The organism is Streptomyces sp. NPDC003943 (genome assembly GCF_053605265.1).
Map to the genome: position 1 here is coordinate 48744 of NZ_JBSGIW010000021.1, position 16325 is coordinate 65068.

Sequence of the window (16325 nt, forward strand, 5' to 3'; positions counted from 1 at the left end):
CGTAGGTGGGGCCACCGGCGGGGGGAACGTTGGAAGAGCTGACCGCGACCGACCCGAAGCGGGTGGGGCGCTATCGGATCCTCGCGCGCCTCGGCGCGGGCGGCATGGGCCGGGTGTATCTCGGTCGTTCCACCAGCGGCCGGATGGTCGCTGTCAAGGTGGTGCGCGCCGAACTCGCCGAGGACACCGAGTTCCGCCGCCGGTTCGCCCGTGAGGTGGCGGCGGCCCGGCGCGTGACCGGCTTCTTCACCGCGGCCGTCGTCGACGCCGACCCCGAGGGCGATCCCGCCTGGCTCGCCACCGCGTACGTCCCCGGTCTGCCGCTCGACGCGGCGGTCCACGCCCACGGGGCCTGGCCCCGGCGCTCGTTGCTCTACCTGGGCGCCGGTCTGGCCAAGGCCCTGGAGGCGATCCACGGCACCGGTCTCGTCCACCGTGACCTGAAGCCGTCGAACGTGCTGCTCGCGGGCGACGGTCCGCGCGTGATCGACTTCGGCATCTCCCTCGCCACGGAGACGAGCGCCCTCACCCAGACCGGCATGGTGATCGGCACCCCCGGCTACATGTCACCGGAACAGGTGACGGGCCGTCAGGTCGGCCCGGCCAGCGACGTCTTCTCGCTCGGCGCGGTCCTCGCGTTCGCGGGCACCGGGTCACCGCCCTTCGGGATCGGCGCGCCGCACTCGGTGAACTTCCGTGCCGTGTACGAGGATCCGGACCTCTCACGGCTGCCCGCGGACGCGGACTTCGTCGCCCGCTGCCTGGCCAAGGAGCCGGAACAGCGGCCGACGGTCACGGAGTTGCTCGCCGAGTTCGCGCGCCTCCTCGGCGAGACGGGCCAGCAGACCTACGACGCCGGACTGCCGAAGGAGACCGACTGGCTGCCCGAGCGGGTGGCGAGCGCGCTCACCGGCCGGAACGCTCCCGAACCGGCTGCCCCGCCCGCGCCGGCGCCCACGCCTCCCGACCCCAGGGACGCCCTGGCCAAGTGGCCTGCGCCCTCCTCGGCCCGGATCCAGGATGCCGCGGGCCCGGATGCCTCTGCCCCGGAGTCGCCCGCGACTCCGGCCCCCGCCGTGGCGGCGCCCACGCCCGCGCCCGCGCCGGTCGTACCGGCCACACCACCGCCGTCCCCGGCCCCAGCCCCGTCCGCGCTCCCGGCCCCGGCCCCGGCCCCGGCCCCGGCCCCCGCGGTCGTACCGGCCACGCCGCCGATGCCGGAGCACGCGCCGGCGCTGCCGAACGGTGAGCCTCCGCTCGTCTCCTCCGCCTCCTGGCCGCCCGCCTCGCCCGTCACCACCCCGGCCTCCCCCGCCACGCGCGGGACCGGCCGGGCCAGGACCCGCCGTATCGTGGCGATCGCCGTCGCGGCGGCCCTCGTGGTCGGCGGCGGTGTCACCACGGCCGTCCTGATGAGCCGGCACAAGGGGCAGGGCGACGACAACAAGGCCACGGGCGGTGGTTCGAGCTCCTCGCGCGGCTCCGCCACCGGCTTCGACGCGGCGGTCGGCAACGTGGTCAACCCCTCCGGCAAGAAGGGCGGCACGCTGCGGCTGAGCAGCGGCTCCGACGCCGACTCCTGGGATCCGGGCCGCTCCTACTACGGCTGGGTCTGGAACTTCCAGCGTCTCTACGCCCGTACGCTCCTCACCTACGCCGGCAAGCCGGGGCAGGCGGGCACCGAGCTCGTCCCGGACCTGGCCGACGCCGCGCCCCAGGTGTCGGCCGACGGCAAGACGTACACCGTGCGTCTGAGGTCCGGCCTCACCTTCGAGGACGGCACGCCGATCACCTCGAAGGACGTGAAGTACGCCATCGAGCGGATCTTCGCGCAGGACGTCGTGAGCGGCGGCCCGATCGATCTGGTCGACGCGCTGGACCAGGGCCAGAAGTACCGCGGCCCGTACCAGGACAGGTCCGCCGAGGGGCTGCGCTCGGTCACCACCCCCGACGAGCTCACGCTCGTCTTCCGCCTCGCGAAGCCGGACTCGCGCTTCCCGTACCTGCTGGCTTCCGGCGTCACCAGCCCGGTGCCGGAGGCCCACGACACCGGCGCCCGGTACGCCGAGAAGCCGTTCTCCTCGGGGCCGTACAAGTTCGCGTCGTACACGCCGGGGCGGTCCCTGGTCCTGGTGCGCAACGACAAGTGGAGCCAGGCCACCGATCCGCTGCGCAAGGCGCTGCCGGACCGGATCGAACTGAACATCACCACGGACCAGGACAGCGTGACCACCGCACTGCTCAACGGCACGGTCGACCTCGACGCGCAGCAGGCCGGCCTGTCGGCGGCGGCCAGGTCACGGGTACTGCAGGACGGCAAGCTGAGGGCCCAGGCGGACGCCCCCTTCAACGGCCGTCTCTCCCTGGTCGCGCTCGTCTCCACGGTCGCGCCGTTCGACAACGTGCACTGCCGCAAGGCCCTGCTGTACGCGGCCGACACCACCGCCCTGCAGACCGCCCGGGGCGGCCCGACCGCCGGGGTCCCGTACGGGAATCTGCTGGCCCCGACCCTTCCGGGCGCCGACACCTACGACCCGTTCGGCCTGACCGCCGGAAAGCCGCAGCCCGCCAAGGCGAAGGAGGAACTGGCGGCCTGCGGCCATGGCGACGGATTCACCACGAAGCTCCTTGCCAAGAGCGACAGGCCCCAGGACATCGCGGTGGCCACGGCCCTGCAGAGCGCGCTCAGGTCCGTGGGCATCAGCGTGCAGATCGAGCAGAGGCCTTTCAGCGACTTCTTCGAGGTCGCCGGCTCCCCCAGCACCCTGAAGAACAAGGGATACGGCCTGCTGATCAGCAACTGGAGCGCTGACGACCCGTTCGGAGCGACCTTCCTCCAGCCCCTCGCCGACGGACGCCGGATCACCCCGAACAGCAACATCAACTACGCCCAGGTCAACGACCCCGGTCTCAACACCCTGTTCGACCAGGCGACCGCCGCCGGTGACGCCGGCCGGGCGAGCGAGATCTACCAGCAGATCAACCACAAGCTCACCGACGGCGCCTACTACCTGCCGGTCACCGCCGGCAAGACGCTGAACTACCGCAGCCCCCGGCTCACCAACGTGTACGTCAACCAGACGTACGGCATGGTCGACTTCCAGGCCCTCGGGGTCGGCTCCTAGGGCCTGTCCGTCGGGTCAGGAACAGGGGCACCCAGCCAGGCCGCCACGAGGCGCTTTGAAGTTCAGCTCCCGGGCTTCTTGGTCAGCGATGCCAGGACCGTACCGTCCGACGCCCGTATGACGATCGTGCCCCCCGGCCCGACCGCCGGGCCGGAACGGCCGCCGGTCGCGTGGAACGCGACCCAGCCGGGGGTGCCCGGCAGGGTGACGATGCGGGCGTCCAGGGTCCTGCCGTCGGCTGAGACGGTGACCCGGGCCGGGGCCCCGGGGCGCCGGCGCTCGCCCTGGTCGCGGCGGTCCTGCCGGCCCGGTCGGCCCTGCGCGGTCCGCTGACGGGCGCCCGCTGACCGGGCGGGCCGGGGGCCGGTGCCCGGCTCAGTGCACGTCGGCCCCCTCCCTGGTCTCGTCGGCGTCGAGGAAGCCGCCGGACTGGTGCTGCCACAGCTTGGCGTAGGCGCCGTCCGCGCCGAGCAGCTCCTGGTGGGTGCCCTGTTCGACGATCCGGCCCCGGTCGAGGACCACGAGCTGGTCCATGCCGGCGACGGTGCTCAGCCGGTGCGCCACCACCAGCGCCGTGCGGCCCTCCATCAGCCGCCACAGCGCGTCCTGGACGAGGATCTCGCTCTCCGAGTCCAAGGCGCTGGTGGCCTCGTCGAGCAGCAGGATCGGCGCGTCGCGCAGGATCGCCCGGGCGAGTGCGACCCGCTGCCGCTGGCCGCCGGAGAGCTTCACGCCGCGCTCCCCCACCATGGTGTCGAAGCCGTCCGGCAGCGCGTCCGCGAACTCGGTGACGTGTGCCGCCTCGGCCGCGCGCCGGATGTCGGCTTCGGTGGCGTCCGGCCGGGCGAAGGCGATGTTCTCCCGCAGGGTGCGGTGGAACATCGCCGGTTCCTGCGGCACGTACGCGATGAGGCCGCGCAGGTCGGACTGGGTCATCCTGCTGATGTCCTGGCCGCCGACGAGGATCCGGCCGGCGTCGACGTCGGTCATGCGCAGCAACAGCCGGGTGAGCGTGGTCTTGCCGCCGCCGGACCGGCCGACGAGGCCGATCTTCGTACCGGCGGGCACGTCCAGGTCGAGGCCCTCGAACAGCGGCTTGCCGCCGCCGTGCGCGAAGCCCACCTTCTCGAAGCGGACGTCCCCGGCGCGCGAGCGCAGCGGCTCGGGCGGCTCCGGGTCGAGCACGCTCGGCGGCTCCAGGAGCAGTTCGGTGAACTGCGCCGCCTCCGTCATCGAGCTCTCCAGACGGCGGTAGATCTGGTTGAACTCGAACATGATGCGGGTCGCGTTGCTGTAGTAGGTGAAGGCGACGACGACCGCCTCCACGCCGTGGTCACCGGCGCCGAGCGCGAGGGCCAGGACCAGGCCGAGGACGTTGGTGAGCACGGACATCGGTGCGACGAGCGTGTCGATGCGCAGGTTTCCGTAGTCCCAGGAGCGCAGGGTGACCTTCCGCGCCTCGGCGAGGCGGGAGCGGTTCTCGGTGGCCTCGCGCGGTTCGGCGGCGAAGGCCCGTACCGTGTCCATGTTGCCCAGGCTGTCGGCGACATGTCCGGACACCCGGGCGATGGCCGCCTCCCGCAGGGCGACGAGGGCCTGGCGGCGGCGGATCAGCGGGGTCACGCCGAAGGCGGTGACGAGGATCATCGCCAACAGGCCGACGACGAGCAGCGGTTCGTACGTCCACAGCACCACGGAGGCGAAGCCGAGGGGCACGAAGCTGCCGAGGACGTTGAAGGTGAGGGTGTCGACGAAGTCCTCGAAGCACTTGCCGAAGCCGATGACCCGCTTGGTGAGCGAGCCGGCGAAGTTGTCGTGGAAGAACGCGGCGTCCTTGGCGAAGAGTTCGTCCATCCCGACGACGGTGAGGTGCTCGATGCCGAGCGCGTCGACGCGGTTCAGGCAGTGCAGTCCGACGCGCCACAGCGCCTCGGAGAAGAGCAGCACGCCGCCGATCCCGAGGACGTACGGCAGCATGGCGCCGGTCCAGCCCCCGTCGCTCACGCCGCCCGCCGCGCCGCCCGCCGCGCCGTCGGCGATCCGCGCGACGAGCTTGGCGACGATCAGTGGCGCGATGTAGGCGATGCCGATGTTGCCCAGCGCCGGGAGCAGCATCGCGGGCACGGTCATGCGACGGAGCCTGGCCAGCTCGCGTCCGTAGTAGCGGAGGGCGAGCAGTACCGGGCCTTTGCCCGGTGTACTGCCGCTCGATTCAGACAATCCCATCACAACCCTGTTTTGTCGGACCGACTGGACAGGGTCCGCAGTGTCCCGCGACGGCAGCCGCGCGGTCCAAGCGTTTTTCGCCCGGCGGGCGGACGGACGCCGCTAACCGGCCAGAACGGCGGGAGTGGGCCCGTCGGGCCGTACGGTGAGGCCGTAGGCGGCGCGTGCGGGGACCGCCCGGAAGCGCGGGGCGTGCGCCGGGAGCAGGAGTTCGAGGAGCGCGACGGACTCGCGGAGGGCGAACTGCAGGCCCAGACAGGCGCGGGGCCCGACGCCGAACGGGAAGTAGCTCCCGGGGTGGGCGGGCCGCCGGCCCGGTGTGGTGAAGCGGGTGGGGTCGAACTCCTCTGGCTTCTCCCAGAGTTCGGGGTCGCGGTGGGTGAGGTAGGGGCACACGATGACATCGGTGCCCGCCGCCACCGCGTGTCCGTCGAGGACGTCGTCCTCGGCCGCGCTGCGCGGCAGGATCCAGGCGGACGGATAGAGACGGAGGGTCTCGTGGACGAGCGCCGACACCGCCTGCTGCCGTTCGGGTGAGCCCTCGGGCCCGGCCGCGAGCGCCCGCTCGCGCTCCTCCGGGTGCCGGTCGAGGAGGAGATGCAGCCAGGTGAGGGTGGTGGCGGTGGTCTCGTGGCCGGCGAGCATCAGGGTGACGAGTTCGTCGCGGATCAGCCGGTCGGTGTACTCCGGACGGGTCTCGCCGGCCTCGACGAGTACGTGCAGGAGGCCCGGCCCTTCGGGGCCGGCGCCGCCGTCGCGGGCGGCGGCGACGGCGTGGTGCGCCACCGCGTCAATCCGCGCCAGCTCGGCGGCGACGGCCGCCCGGGCGGTGGCGCTGTCGGCGGGCAGGCTCGGCATCGCGGCCACCACCTCGGGGAGGGCGGCCAGTTCGCGTTCCGTCACGGGGTCGAGGGCGTGCCCGGTGAGCGAGCGCCAGATGGTGTCCAGGGCGAAGCGCCGCATCTCCTCGCCGACGTCGAAGACCTCCCCCGTACGGGCGTACGCGTCCCAGCGCGCCGCGGTCGTCCGGGCGGCCGCGGCGATCCGCTGCTCATACCTGCGCATCCCGCGGCCGGTGAACTGGGCCTGCAGCATGCGGCGTTGGCGCTGCCACGCCTCGCCCGTCGCGGAGAGCACCCCGTCGCCGACGAGCAGCCGGGCCCGGTGCGAGCGCTTCACGTACCGGTCGGGGCGCACGGCGAGCACCTGCCGCACCGCCTCGGCGCCGGTCACCACGACGGTGGGCCGCTCCCCGATCCGCACCCCGGCGACCCCGCCGTGTGCGTCGCGCGCCTGGGCGAAGAGGTCGACGAGCTCTCCACCTCCGGCCCGCCACCGCTCGACGGCGGCGGCATCGAGTTCGGGCACTGCTACGGCCACGGGCTTCTCCTGACTCGGCGGGACCGGTGCATCACGCACTGTAGGAGAGCGGCCACGCGAGGCGACACCCCGCCTCTTCGGCCCGGTCAGCGGCCGCCGAGGGGCCCGCCGAGGGGCTCGCCGAGGGGCCAGGACTCGATGTCGCGGTAGCGGATGGGCGCGGGGCCGCGGCCGAAGTTGCTGCCGACGAGGTGCAGGCGCTCGGTGCGCCAGGTACGGCCGGTGAAGCCTCCGAGGCCGGCGGCGACCGCGGCCACGGAGGCCGTGTCGCCGCGGCGGGCCCGGGCCAGGGTGAGGTGCGGGCGCAGCGGGCGGTCCTCGAAGGGGATGCCGCACGCCTTCACGACGGCGCGGACGTCAGCGGCGAGGAGGTGCAGCCCTTCCAGGTCGCCGGCGATGCCGCTCCACAGCACCCGTTCGTCGAAGTGGCCGCCGCCGCGCAGCGTCAGTTCCAGCGGCCGGCGCGCGGCGGCGAGTTCCGCGAGCGCGGGTCGCAGCGGCGGGACGGCCGCGGCGGGGAGCTCGCCGAGGAAGGCCAGGGTGATGTGCCAGTCCTCGATGCGGTTCTGCCGCAGGGTCGGGTACGCCTCGTAGGCGGGCCGCAGCTCGCGGGCCAGCTCCTCCTTGGCTTCGTCGGGCGGCGCCAGGGCGATGAACACCCGGACGGTCGCGCTCCGGGAGTCCTGGGGTTCCTGATCCTGAGGCTCCTGCGACACCTGCGACATCTGCGATCCTTGCGGCTCCTGCGGCCCCTGAGGTTGATCCTTCACGCAGGACTTCGTACCTCTTTTCGTACCGCCCGGTCCATTCGGGGGGCCGGGCGGCACGGAAGAGGAACGGTCAGTAGGCGCCGAAGACGTTGTCGATGGAGCCGTACTTGGCGGCGGCGTAGTTGCAGGCCGCGGCGATGTTGGCGACCGGGTCGTAGACGTCGTCGGCGGTGCCGGCCACGTGGTACGCCTGGAAGGTGGGGTCGATCACCTGGAGCAGGCCCTTGGACGGGGTGCCGGCGACCGCGTTGGAGTCCCAGTTGTTGATGGCCTGCGGGTTGCCCGAGGACTCGCGCATGATGTTGCGGTAGATGCCGTCGTAGCTGCCGGGGATGCCGTTGCGGGCCATGACGTCGAGGGCCTCGCGGATCCAACCGTCGAGGTTGTTCGCGTACGTGCCGGAGCCGGCGGTCTTGGCGGTCTTGGCGGTCGTGGCCGCGGCCGGGACGGACGCCTGGACCACGGTGCCCGCCGCGCTCGCGCTCGCGCCGGTGAAGCGCGGGGCCGCCGGGGCCTGCCGGGACGTCGGGTCGACGGTCAGCTTCAGCCCGGGCCGGATGAGCCGGGGGTCGTGGCCGATGGCCCGGCGGTTGTCCTGGTAGATCTTCTTCCAGCCGCCCCGGACCGAGTACTTCTCGGCGATCCCGGAAAGCGAGTCACCGGCGACGACGGAATACCGGACCGGACCGGCCTGCACGGCCTTCCGTACGGCCGTCTGCGCCACGGCCTTTTCGACTGCGACGGTCTGGGCCGCGTGCGGCTCGGCCGCCACGGCGCCGGTCGCCCCGGCCAGCGGCAGGGCGAGTGCGGCGCTGCCGGTGAGGCCGGCGACGGCGAGGGAGCGAGCGAGCGGGGTGCGCTTGGGGCGTCGGTGCTTCCCGTGTCCACGCATGGCGAATTCCTCTCCTCCGCCTGCGAGGTGAGCTGTCGGGTTCGGGCAGGAGATGCCCGGCCGTGGCGCGCACGGCTTCACCCCTAGCCGTCCCGGGATCCCGGGACCGGCGGCAAACCTGGGTCCCCCGCTCCTGCCGGGCGAGTGTGGTGAGTGCGGTTTCCGGGCGGTGGCAGGATTCGGCGTTTCCGTCCGGTTGCGGCGTGACCGTATGCGAAAACAAACGACGAAAACAAGACGGAATTAGCGCACCGGAAATGACCTTTCCCGGAAACACAAAAGGATCATTCCGCTTACCTGGACCCGATTCCCCAACCCTTTTCGGGAGGTGCGGACTTGACGCCGCGCCAGCATCGGCCGAGCCGGGCGGACCGTGACCCGAATCACCCGCACCGACCGCGCCCCGCCTTATCTACTAAATGCACTCATGAGGCACCTCATCCGCATTTCTCCATTTGAATAGAATGGGTAAATATAGTCCGATTTGCCCGGCGTGATTCGGGGTAGCCGTGGAGTCGAGGAGGGCCCATGAACAGCACCCATGACGACGGCACCGGCACCGGCACCGGCACCGGCCCCGAGTCGTACGACGCCACCCCCTTCCTGCCGGCGCGCGGCGGCATCCCCGCGCACCGGCGTGCCGCGGCGGACTGCCGGGGCTGCCCGCTGCACGAGAACACGACCGGCACGGTCTTCGGGCGCGGCGACGCGCACGCGCGGCTGATGCTGGTCGGCGAACAGCCCGGCGACCAGGAGGACCGGGAGGGCGAGCCGTTCGTCGGGCCGGCGGGCCGGCTGCTGTCGCGGGCGCTGCGCGAGGCGGGCATCGACGAGGACGGGGTGTACCTCACGAACGCGGTCAAGCACTTCAAGTTCACCCAGGACGAGACCCGCAAGCGCCGCATCCACAAGACGCCGACCCTGCGCGAGACCCTCGCCTGCCGCCCCTGGCTGCGCGCCGAGCTCCGGCTGGTCTCGCCCGAGCTCGTGGTCACGCTGGGCGCGACGGCCGGCCGCGCCCTGCTCGGGCCGTCGTTCCGGGTCGGCACCGACCGCGGCGTACCCCGGCCGCTGCCGGACGGGGAGAGCGGGGACCTGCGGGTGCTCGCGACCGTCCATCCGTCCGCCATCCTGCGGGCGCGGAGCGGCGGGGACCGCGAGGAGATGTACGCGGGCCTGGTCGCCGACCTGCGGACCGCCGCCGACGCCCTGTGACCGCCGGACCGCCGGACCGCCGGACCGCCGGGAGAGGTTGAAGGGGTTACGGGCACCAGGGGCGGGTAGCCGCGCAGCCAAGCGCTACCGAACGTGTCACCGAAGGAGGCGCGTCATGATCGCCCTGCTCCTCGTCCTGCTGGTTCTCCTGCTGCTCTTCGGCGTGGGATTCGCCGCCCACGTGCTGTGGTGGATCGCTCTGGCCCTGCTCGTCGTCTGGCTGCTGGGCTTCCTGGTGCGCAGCTCGGGCTCCCGCTGGTACCGCTGGTGAGGCGGCACCGCCCCGGGTCCCCGCGTCGTGCGCGTGAGGAGCGGCCATGACGCGCAGCTCCGACGTCGTCACGTTCCTGGAGGGACTCGCCGTGCGGCTGAACGTGCGGCGCCAGTCGCTGTCGTTCGCGGGACGCACCGTGGTCGTCACCGGCGCGAGCGCCGGTGTGGGGCGGGCGACCGCGCGTGCGTTCGGGGCGGCGGGCGCGCGGGTGGCGCTGCTCGCCCGGGGCCGGGTGGGGCTCGACGCGGCGGCCGACGAGGTCGAGCGGGCCGGCGGTGAGGCCCTCGTCGTGCCGGTGGACATGTCCGTGCCGGAGCAGGTGGAGCAGGCGGCGGAGCGCGTGGAGAGTAGGCTCGGCCCCGTGGACGTCTGGGTGAATTCCGCCTTCGCCTCCGTGTTCTCCCCGTTCCTCGAGGTCGGCCCGGAGGAGTACGAGCGGGTGACGGCGGTCACGTACCTCGGCTGTGTCAACGGCACCCGGGCGGCCCTGCGCCGCATGGTGCCCCGCGGCTCCGGCACGGTCGTCCAGGTCGGTTCGGCGCTCGGCGAGGCGTCCGTGCCGCTGCAGGCGGCCTACTGCGGGGCGAAGCACGCCGTGAACGGGTTCACCGCCTCGGTGCGTCAGGAGCTGCTGCACCGGCACAGTCCGGTGTCCGTCACCGTCGTCCAGCTGCCGGCCGTCAACACTCCGCAGTTCTCCTGGGTCCTGTCCCGGCTGCCGCGCCGGCCCCGGCCCGTGCCGCCGGTCTACCAGCCGGAGGTGGCGGCCCGGGCGGTGCTGCACGCGGCGCGCCGGCCGCGGCGCCGGGAGTACCGGGTCGGCGCCTCGACCGCCGCGGCGGTGCTCGCGCACCGGCTCGCGCCCGGTCTGCTCGACCGCTACACGGCCCGGACCGGATACGACTCCCAGCAGACCGACGAGCCGGCGCCGGCCGGCGCCCCGCACAACCTCTGGGTGCCGCTCGACGGCGACGGCGGGCGGGACCGCGGCGCCCACGGGGCCTTCGACGCCGAGGCGGCCGCGCACTCCCCGTACAGCGCGCTCGCCCGCCATCCGGCCGCGGTCGGGGCGGCGGCGGGCGCGGCCGCGGGGGCGACGGCGCTCCTCGCGCGCAGCCTGCGCGGACGGGGGCAACGGGCCGCGGCACACCGGCCCCGTACCGAGAGGCGGTGAGCCGCCGTGGGTGACTCGACGGACTTCACGGACTTCACAGACTTCGAACTGGTGGACGTCTCGTTGCACGCTGAGGAGCTGGGGACCTTCGTCGTGCCCCTGCTGGGCAACGAGGAGACGGAACCCGTCGAGCTGCCGGAGGGCGCTGTGGTGAGCGTCGGTCTCACCTTCCGGCTGGGCCGGCCGATCGACACGGTGGTCTTCGAGGACACCCGCGAGCGGGAGGGGGCGGTGCTCGGGAACACCCGGACGGTGCTCGGCGGCTTCCGGCCGGGCGGGCCGTACGAGGTGCGGCTGCCGCCCGAGCGGCTGCCGGTGGGTCGCGCGCACTGCGGGGTGTACGTGGTGACGGGCCGGTTCAGGGACGGCGACGACGACCGGGAACTGGCCGTGGAGCGGCACCGGATCCGGGTCACGCACCAGCCGGCCGCGCACAAGCGGTGGGCCGCCACGCCGACGCCCGCCGCGCCCGGCCGCGAGCTCACCAACCCGGCCGCCTGAACCGCCTTTCACGGCTTGACCGCGGGCGGCCCGCCCCCGCCGGCGCCTTGGTCCGCTGCCGGCACCTCAGTCCGGGCCGCCGTCGAGCGGCAGCCGGACCGCGTTCTCCAGCAGTAGCGCGTGGACGAACGCCTGCGGCAGGTTGCCGCGCAGCCGGCGCTGGGTCACGTCGTACTCCTCGGCGAACAGCCCGGCATGGCCGACCGCCGTGCGGGTGCGCTCGAACCAGCGGGCCGCCGCGACCGGACGGTGCTCGGCGCCGCAGGCGGCCGCAATGAGGAAACCGCAGAGGAGGAAGGCCCCCTCGTCCTCGCCGAGCGGAACGGTGTCGTCGCGGCGGAAGCGGTACACGAAACCGTCCTCGACGAGTTCGCGCTCGACGGCCCGCCGCGTCCCGGTGAGCAGGGTGTCCCCGCCCGGCCAGGACGCCAGCGGCTCGGACGCCGAGACGAGCGGACGGAGCAGGGCGGCGTCCGGGCGGGGGTCGTGGGCGGCTCGCTGCCAGCGTCCGTCGGGGTGGGCACAGCGCCGGCGGGTCTCGGCGAGGATCGTCTCCGCGAGCTCCTGCCAGCGGTCGGCGCCCGGCACGTGGATGTCCCGGGCCGCCGCGCTCAGCCCGCACACGGCGGCCAGGCGCGAGTGCGTCCACCAGGCCGGCTCCAGCTCCCACAGTCCGGCGTCCGGGCGGTGCCAGTTGGCCGCCAGGGCGGACACGGCGGTACGGGCGGCCCGGACCCCGTCCCGGTCGAGGCGGTCCTGGCGGGCCGCGGCGGCGAGGAGTTCGAGGACCTCGCCGAAGGTGTCGAGCTGGAACTGGCTTCCGGCGCGGTTGCCGACGCGGTCGGCGGCGCCCGGATAGCCGCTGAGCGGCAGCGTCCGCTCCCGCGGCACCGGGCCTCCGTCGGTGCGGTACGCGGGCCGCAGCCCGGGCCCGTCGGCGAGCACCCGCTCGACGGCGACCCGTACGGCGGCGTCCGTCAGCGGGTGCGGGCCGTGCGCGGCGACGGCGAGGCCCGCGTAGCACTGGTCGCGCAGCCAGGCGTAGCGGTAGTCGTAGTCCCGTTCGGAGCCGGCGTGTTCGGGCAGCGAGGTGGTGGCGGCGGCGACCATGGCGCCGGTACGGGGCACGGTCAGGCCGGTCAGGACCGCGTACGCCGCCCGGGCGTCGCGCGCGGCGGGAAGTCCCTTGCAGTCCGGGACGGCCTCGGCCCACCAGCGCTCGGTGCGCCGCCAGGCCCGGTCGGCGGGTTCGGGCGCGGGCAGCGGCCGGTCGGAGAGTTCCAGGACCAGGTCCCGCTCCTCGCCCTCCGGCACGGTGAGCCGCGCGGTGAGTTCGCCGTCGGCGCCGACCCGGGCCTCCGCGACGCCCCTGAGCCGCAGCCGCAGACCGTCACCGGCGGCCTCCCAGCTCCCGGCTCCGCCCGGCGCCCCCGCGTCCGCACCTGTCCCGGCGTCGGCCTGGCCTTCGGCTTCGACGCGGTGTGGCACCAGGGGCGGGGCCTCGCCGTAGCGACCGCGTGCAAGGAGGCGCACGGCCACCCGGGCGGTGCCGGACACCGCCCGTATCCGGCGCAGCACCACGGCGCGGTGCGGGTCGGGCGGCGCGGCGAGCGCGTCGCGGCACTCGATCACGCCGTCGGCGAGGGTCCAGCGGAAGGTCCAGACGAGGGAGCCGTCGTGGTACGCGCCCGTGGGCACGTACCACGGGTCCACGGGGCCCACCCGGAAGGCGCCCGCGCCGCCGATCAGTTCGGACAGGACGGCGGGGTCGTCCCAGCCGGGCACGCACAGCCACACGAGATCGCCGGCGGGCCCGACGATCGCGCCCCGTTCCCCGTCGCCCAGCAGCGCGTAGTCGGCGAGCGGCCTCGGTTGGTGCGCCGGGACCGAGGGCGTCCTCGACTGCGCCATCGGCTCATCACCTCCCGGCCCCCGCCACCGCCTGCCCGGCGGCTACCCACTCGGGCGGCGGGCACTCGGCGGAGCCCCGGGCCGCGCTGCTCCGGACCGGTGACAACCGGGCCGGTGAGCGGCGCGGGTCGGCCGGTCGGGGCCGCCGGAGGCGGTAGGTCTGGTCCGCAGGACCCGGCCCGAACCCGACGGCCGGGGAGGGCCCGGCGGCTGGGGAGGCGGGATGGGACGGGCGGAGGTGGAGCTGCTCACCTGGTGGGCGGCGGTGTGCGGGTTCCAGGTGCTGCTGATCGGCCAGGTCACCTGGCCGGAGCTGGCGGTGGCGGCGGCCGGCGCCGCGCTCGCCGCGTTCGCGGCCCGTAGGGTACGGGTCGCCGCCGACGCCCGGCTCGGACCGACGGCGCACCTGGGAACGGCCTTGCTGCTGTGGCCGGGGACGCTGCTCGCCGACACCTGGCGGCTCGCCCGGGCCGTCGGCCGGGTGCTGCGCGGGCGCCGGGTCACCGGCCGGTTCCGCACGATCCGCCTGGCGGAGGACACGGGCCCGGCCTGGGGCTGCGGCCTCCTTTCGGCGACGCCCTCGCTCTACGTGGTCGCGCTCGGCCCGGACCGTACGGCCCTCGTGCACACCCTGCCCGGCGGGGCGGGCGCCCTGGAGTCCGCGCTGACCAGCGGCGGGCGACGATGAGCGGCGCGCCAGGGAGTGAGTGGAACGGCTGGCTGGTCGCGCTCGGCACGCTGCTCGTGCTCGCGCTGCCACCGGCGCTGCTCGCGGCCTGCCGGGGCACTCCCCCGGCCCGCCTCGCCGGGCTGAGCCTGACGGGCACGCTCGGCACGGTGATGCTGCTGCTCGCCTCCCAGGGCTTCGGCCGGGAGGCGTACGGGGACCTCGGCGTCGTCCTCGCGGTCCTCGGCCCGGTCGGTGTCCTGGTCTTCACCCGCTTCCTGGGCGGGCCTCTGGTCGGCGGCACGGGTCCGGCCCCGGACACGGAGGACCGGGGATGAGGGCGGGTCGGACAGGGGGACCGCGGTGACGCCGGGAGCGGGGGTGGGGCCGCGATGAGTGCCCGTACCGTCTGCGCCGGCGTACTGCTCGTCGCCGGCGTCGTCGTCCTGCTGCTCGCCGTACTCGGCCTGAACGTGTTGCCCGGCCCGTACGCGCGGCTGCACGCGCTGTCGCCCGCCACCTCGCTCGGCGGGCCGCTGGTGGTGCTCGCGCTCGCGGTCGACGCGGGGCCGAGCCGCCACTCGGCGGCGCTGCTCGTGGTGGCGCTGATCATGGCCGCCGGGGGCTCGCTGACCACGATCGCCCTGGGCCGGTCCACCGCGCAGTACGAGGGACGGGTGCCGCGGGAGGATCCGCCGTGACGGCCCCGCAGCCCGCCGAGGTGCTCGGCTGCGTCGCCGTCGTGCTCGCCGCGGCCGTCGCGACCGCCGCGGTCCGCACCCGCGACCCGGTGCGGCAGGCCGTGGTGCTGAGCGCGCTCGGGCTCGTCCTCGCACTGGTGTTCATGCTGTTCCAGGCCCCGGACGTGGCCCTCAGCCAGCTGGCCGTCGGCACGGCGGTGACCCCGCTGCTGATCCTGCTCACGGTGCGGACGATCGCCCGCCGGGCCGCCCGGCGCACGGACGGTGGCCGGGACGACGGCCGGGGCGGGGGCCGGGGCGGGGGCCCTGACCGGAGCCCGGTGGGTGGCCGGTGAGTCGTACGGTCCGCGCCCGGCTGTTCCTGGCGGCGGCGCTCTTGTTCGCCGCCGGGTACGTCCTCGCCTGTCTCGAACTGCCGCCCCTGGGCAGCCGGTTCCATCCGTACGCGCGGCGGGCGGTGCCGGTGGCGCTGGCCCGGCGGACCGCGAACACCGTCTCGTCGGTCAACTTCGACCTGCGCGGATTCGACACCCTGGGCGAGGAGTTCGTGCTCTTCACGGCCGTGCTCGGGGCCGTGCTGCTGCTGCGCCGCACCCGCGACGAGCACGTGACGCGACCGCGACCCGGCCGGGTCCTGTCGACCGTACGGCTGACCGGCACCGCCCTGCTGCCGGTCGCCCTCGTCACCGGCGTCTACATCGTGGCGCACGGCCAGCTGACTCCCGGCGGCGGCTTCCAGGGCGGGGTGATCCTGGCGACCGGGCTCCACCTGGCGTATCTGGCCGCCGACTACCGGGTGCTTCGGCGGGTGCGGCCGCGGGCCGTCCTGGAGGTCACCGAGGCGGTGGCCGCGGGAGCCTTCGCGGCACTCGGCCTCGTCGGGCTCGCGCAGGCGGCCGCGTATCTGGAGAACGTCCTGCCGCTCGGCACGCTCGGGTCGCTGACCTCCGGCGGTCTCGTACCCGTGCTGAACGCGGCCGTGGGCGTGGAGGTCGGCTCGGCCCTGGTCGTCCTCCTCGCCGGCTTCATCGACCAGGCCCTGGAGATCGAATCCGAATGACCGCGCCCCTCACGCCCGTCACGGTCCTCACGGTCCTCACGTCGCCTCCGGCGCCGCCCGTGCCGGACTCGCCGCTCGCCCTGCTGCCCTACCTCGCCGCGGGCTGGATGATGCTGGTCGGCGCGTACGGCCTGGTCACCAGCCGGAACGCGGTGCACGCCGTCGGCTGCCTCGGCGTCGCGCAGTCCGGCACGTACGTGCTGCTCCTCGCGGTCGGCTACCGGCGCGGCGGCACCGCGCCGTTCTTCGTCGACATCCCGCCCGGCACACCCGTCGTCGACCCGGTCGCCCAGGCCCTGGCGCTCACCGACGTCGTCGTCGGCGCCGCCGTCACCGCCCTGCTGCTGGCGCTGGTGCTGCAGACGGCGAAACGGCACGGCACCACCGACCCCGACGCCCTCACCGGGCTGCGCGGCTGACCGGCCGGCC

16 protein-coding genes and 1 riboswitch are annotated in these 16325 nt (G+C 74.4%); of the genes, 11 read left to right on the forward strand and 5 right to left on the reverse strand.

Going from position 1 to position 16325, the window contains the following annotated elements; genetic code table 11:
- Positions 1–29: 29 nt before the first annotated feature.
- On the forward strand, positions 30–3125 hold the full coding sequence (locus ACWEV0_RS12020) for an ABC transporter substrate-binding protein (RefSeq protein ID WP_453148770.1): 3096 nt from the start codon (positions 30–32) through the stop codon (positions 3123–3125).
- A gap of 375 nt (positions 3126–3500) precedes the next feature.
- Here ACWEV0_RS12020 and ACWEV0_RS12025 read toward each other — a convergent pair whose 3' ends face one another.
- From ACWEV0_RS12025 to ACWEV0_RS12040, 4 genes are all read right to left on the reverse strand, one after another.
- Positions 3501–5255: an ABC transporter ATP-binding protein gene (locus tag ACWEV0_RS12025; RefSeq protein WP_453148772.1), complete on the reverse strand. Its 1755-nt coding sequence runs from the start codon at positions 5253–5255 to the stop codon at positions 3501–3503.
- A gap of 198 nt (positions 5256–5453) precedes the next feature.
- Complete coding sequence (locus ACWEV0_RS12030; protein WP_453148774.1) at positions 5454–6731, reverse strand: cytochrome P450; 1278 nt, start codon at positions 6729–6731, stop codon at positions 5454–5456.
- Between the two features lie 86 nt (positions 6732–6817).
- Entirely contained in the window at positions 6818–7456 is a 639-nt protein-coding gene (gene thpR / locus ACWEV0_RS12035) for an RNA 2',3'-cyclic phosphodiesterase (RefSeq protein ID WP_453148775.1), read from the reverse strand.
- A 115-nt stretch (positions 7457–7571) separates the two neighbouring features.
- On the reverse strand, positions 7572–8393 hold the full coding sequence (locus ACWEV0_RS12040) for a transglycosylase SLT domain-containing protein (RefSeq protein ID WP_453148777.1): 822 nt from the start codon (positions 8391–8393) through the stop codon (positions 7572–7574).
- Positions 8394–8397: 4 nt separating this feature from the next.
- Positions 8398–8555: riboswitch (cyclic di-AMP (ydaO/yuaA leader) on the reverse strand.
- A 366-nt stretch (positions 8556–8921) separates the two neighbouring features.
- Between ACWEV0_RS12040 and ACWEV0_RS12045 the strand changes: the two genes are divergently transcribed.
- From ACWEV0_RS12045 to ACWEV0_RS12060, 4 genes are all read left to right on the forward strand, one after another.
- Positions 8922–9608, forward strand: coding sequence for a UdgX family uracil-DNA binding protein (locus ACWEV0_RS12045; protein WP_453148779.1), 687 nt, complete (start codon positions 8922–8924; stop codon positions 9606–9608).
- Between the two features lie 115 nt (positions 9609–9723).
- Positions 9724–9879: a hydrophobic protein gene (locus ACWEV0_RS12050; RefSeq protein WP_453148780.1), complete on the forward strand. Its 156-nt coding sequence runs from the start codon at positions 9724–9726 to the stop codon at positions 9877–9879.
- A gap of 46 nt (positions 9880–9925) precedes the next feature.
- Positions 9926–11056: an SDR family oxidoreductase gene (locus tag ACWEV0_RS12055; protein ID WP_453148782.1), complete on the forward strand. Its 1131-nt coding sequence runs from the start codon at positions 9926–9928 to the stop codon at positions 11054–11056.
- 6 nt (positions 11057–11062) lie between these two features.
- Positions 11063–11557, forward strand: a complete 495-nt coding sequence (locus ACWEV0_RS12060) for a hypothetical protein (RefSeq protein WP_453148784.1) — start codon at positions 11063–11065, stop codon at positions 11555–11557.
- A gap of 66 nt (positions 11558–11623) precedes the next feature.
- Here the strand turns inward: ACWEV0_RS12060 and ACWEV0_RS12065 are convergent, their stop codons facing one another.
- Entirely contained in the window at positions 11624–13468 is a 1845-nt protein-coding gene (locus ACWEV0_RS12065; RefSeq protein WP_453148786.1) for a glycoside hydrolase family 15 protein, read from the reverse strand.
- Positions 13469–13691: 223 nt separating this feature from the next.
- Here ACWEV0_RS12065 and ACWEV0_RS12070 point away from each other — a divergent pair, with 223 nt between their 5' ends.
- Genes ACWEV0_RS12070 through ACWEV0_RS12095 form a run of 6 tightly spaced genes read left to right on the forward strand, consistent with a single transcriptional unit; the run spans position 13692 to position 16315 of the window.
- Positions 13692–14156 (forward strand): hypothetical protein, encoded by a 465-nt coding sequence (locus tag ACWEV0_RS12070; RefSeq protein ID WP_453148788.1) that lies wholly within the window; start codon positions 13692–13694, stop codon positions 14154–14156.
- Positions 14153–14473, forward strand: coding sequence for an MrpF/PhaF family protein (locus ACWEV0_RS12075; RefSeq protein ID WP_453148790.1), 321 nt, complete (start codon positions 14153–14155; stop codon positions 14471–14473). Before ACWEV0_RS12070 ends, ACWEV0_RS12075 begins: the two co-directional genes overlap by 4 nt.
- Positions 14474–14527: 54 nt before the next feature.
- A complete protein-coding gene (locus tag ACWEV0_RS12080) occupies positions 14528–14836 on the forward strand; it encodes a monovalent cation/H(+) antiporter subunit G (protein WP_453148792.1) in 309 nt (102 codons plus the stop codon).
- The gene (locus ACWEV0_RS12085; RefSeq protein WP_453148793.1) at positions 14833–15171 is read left to right on the forward strand and encodes a Na(+)/H(+) antiporter subunit B; all 339 of its coding nucleotides are present in this window, start codon (positions 14833–14835) and stop codon (positions 15169–15171) included. Before ACWEV0_RS12080 ends, ACWEV0_RS12085 begins: the two co-directional genes overlap by 4 nt.
- Positions 15168–15896: an MnhB domain-containing protein gene (locus tag ACWEV0_RS12090; protein WP_453148795.1), complete on the forward strand. Its 729-nt coding sequence runs from the start codon at positions 15168–15170 to the stop codon at positions 15894–15896. The genes ACWEV0_RS12085 and ACWEV0_RS12090 overlap by 4 nt, the downstream gene beginning before the upstream one ends.
- The gene (locus ACWEV0_RS12095) at positions 15893–16315 is read left to right on the forward strand and encodes an NADH-quinone oxidoreductase subunit K (protein ID WP_453148796.1); all 423 of its coding nucleotides are present in this window, start codon (positions 15893–15895) and stop codon (positions 16313–16315) included. The genes ACWEV0_RS12090 and ACWEV0_RS12095 overlap by 4 nt, the downstream gene beginning before the upstream one ends.
- The last annotated feature ends 10 nt before the right edge of the window (positions 16316–16325 follow it).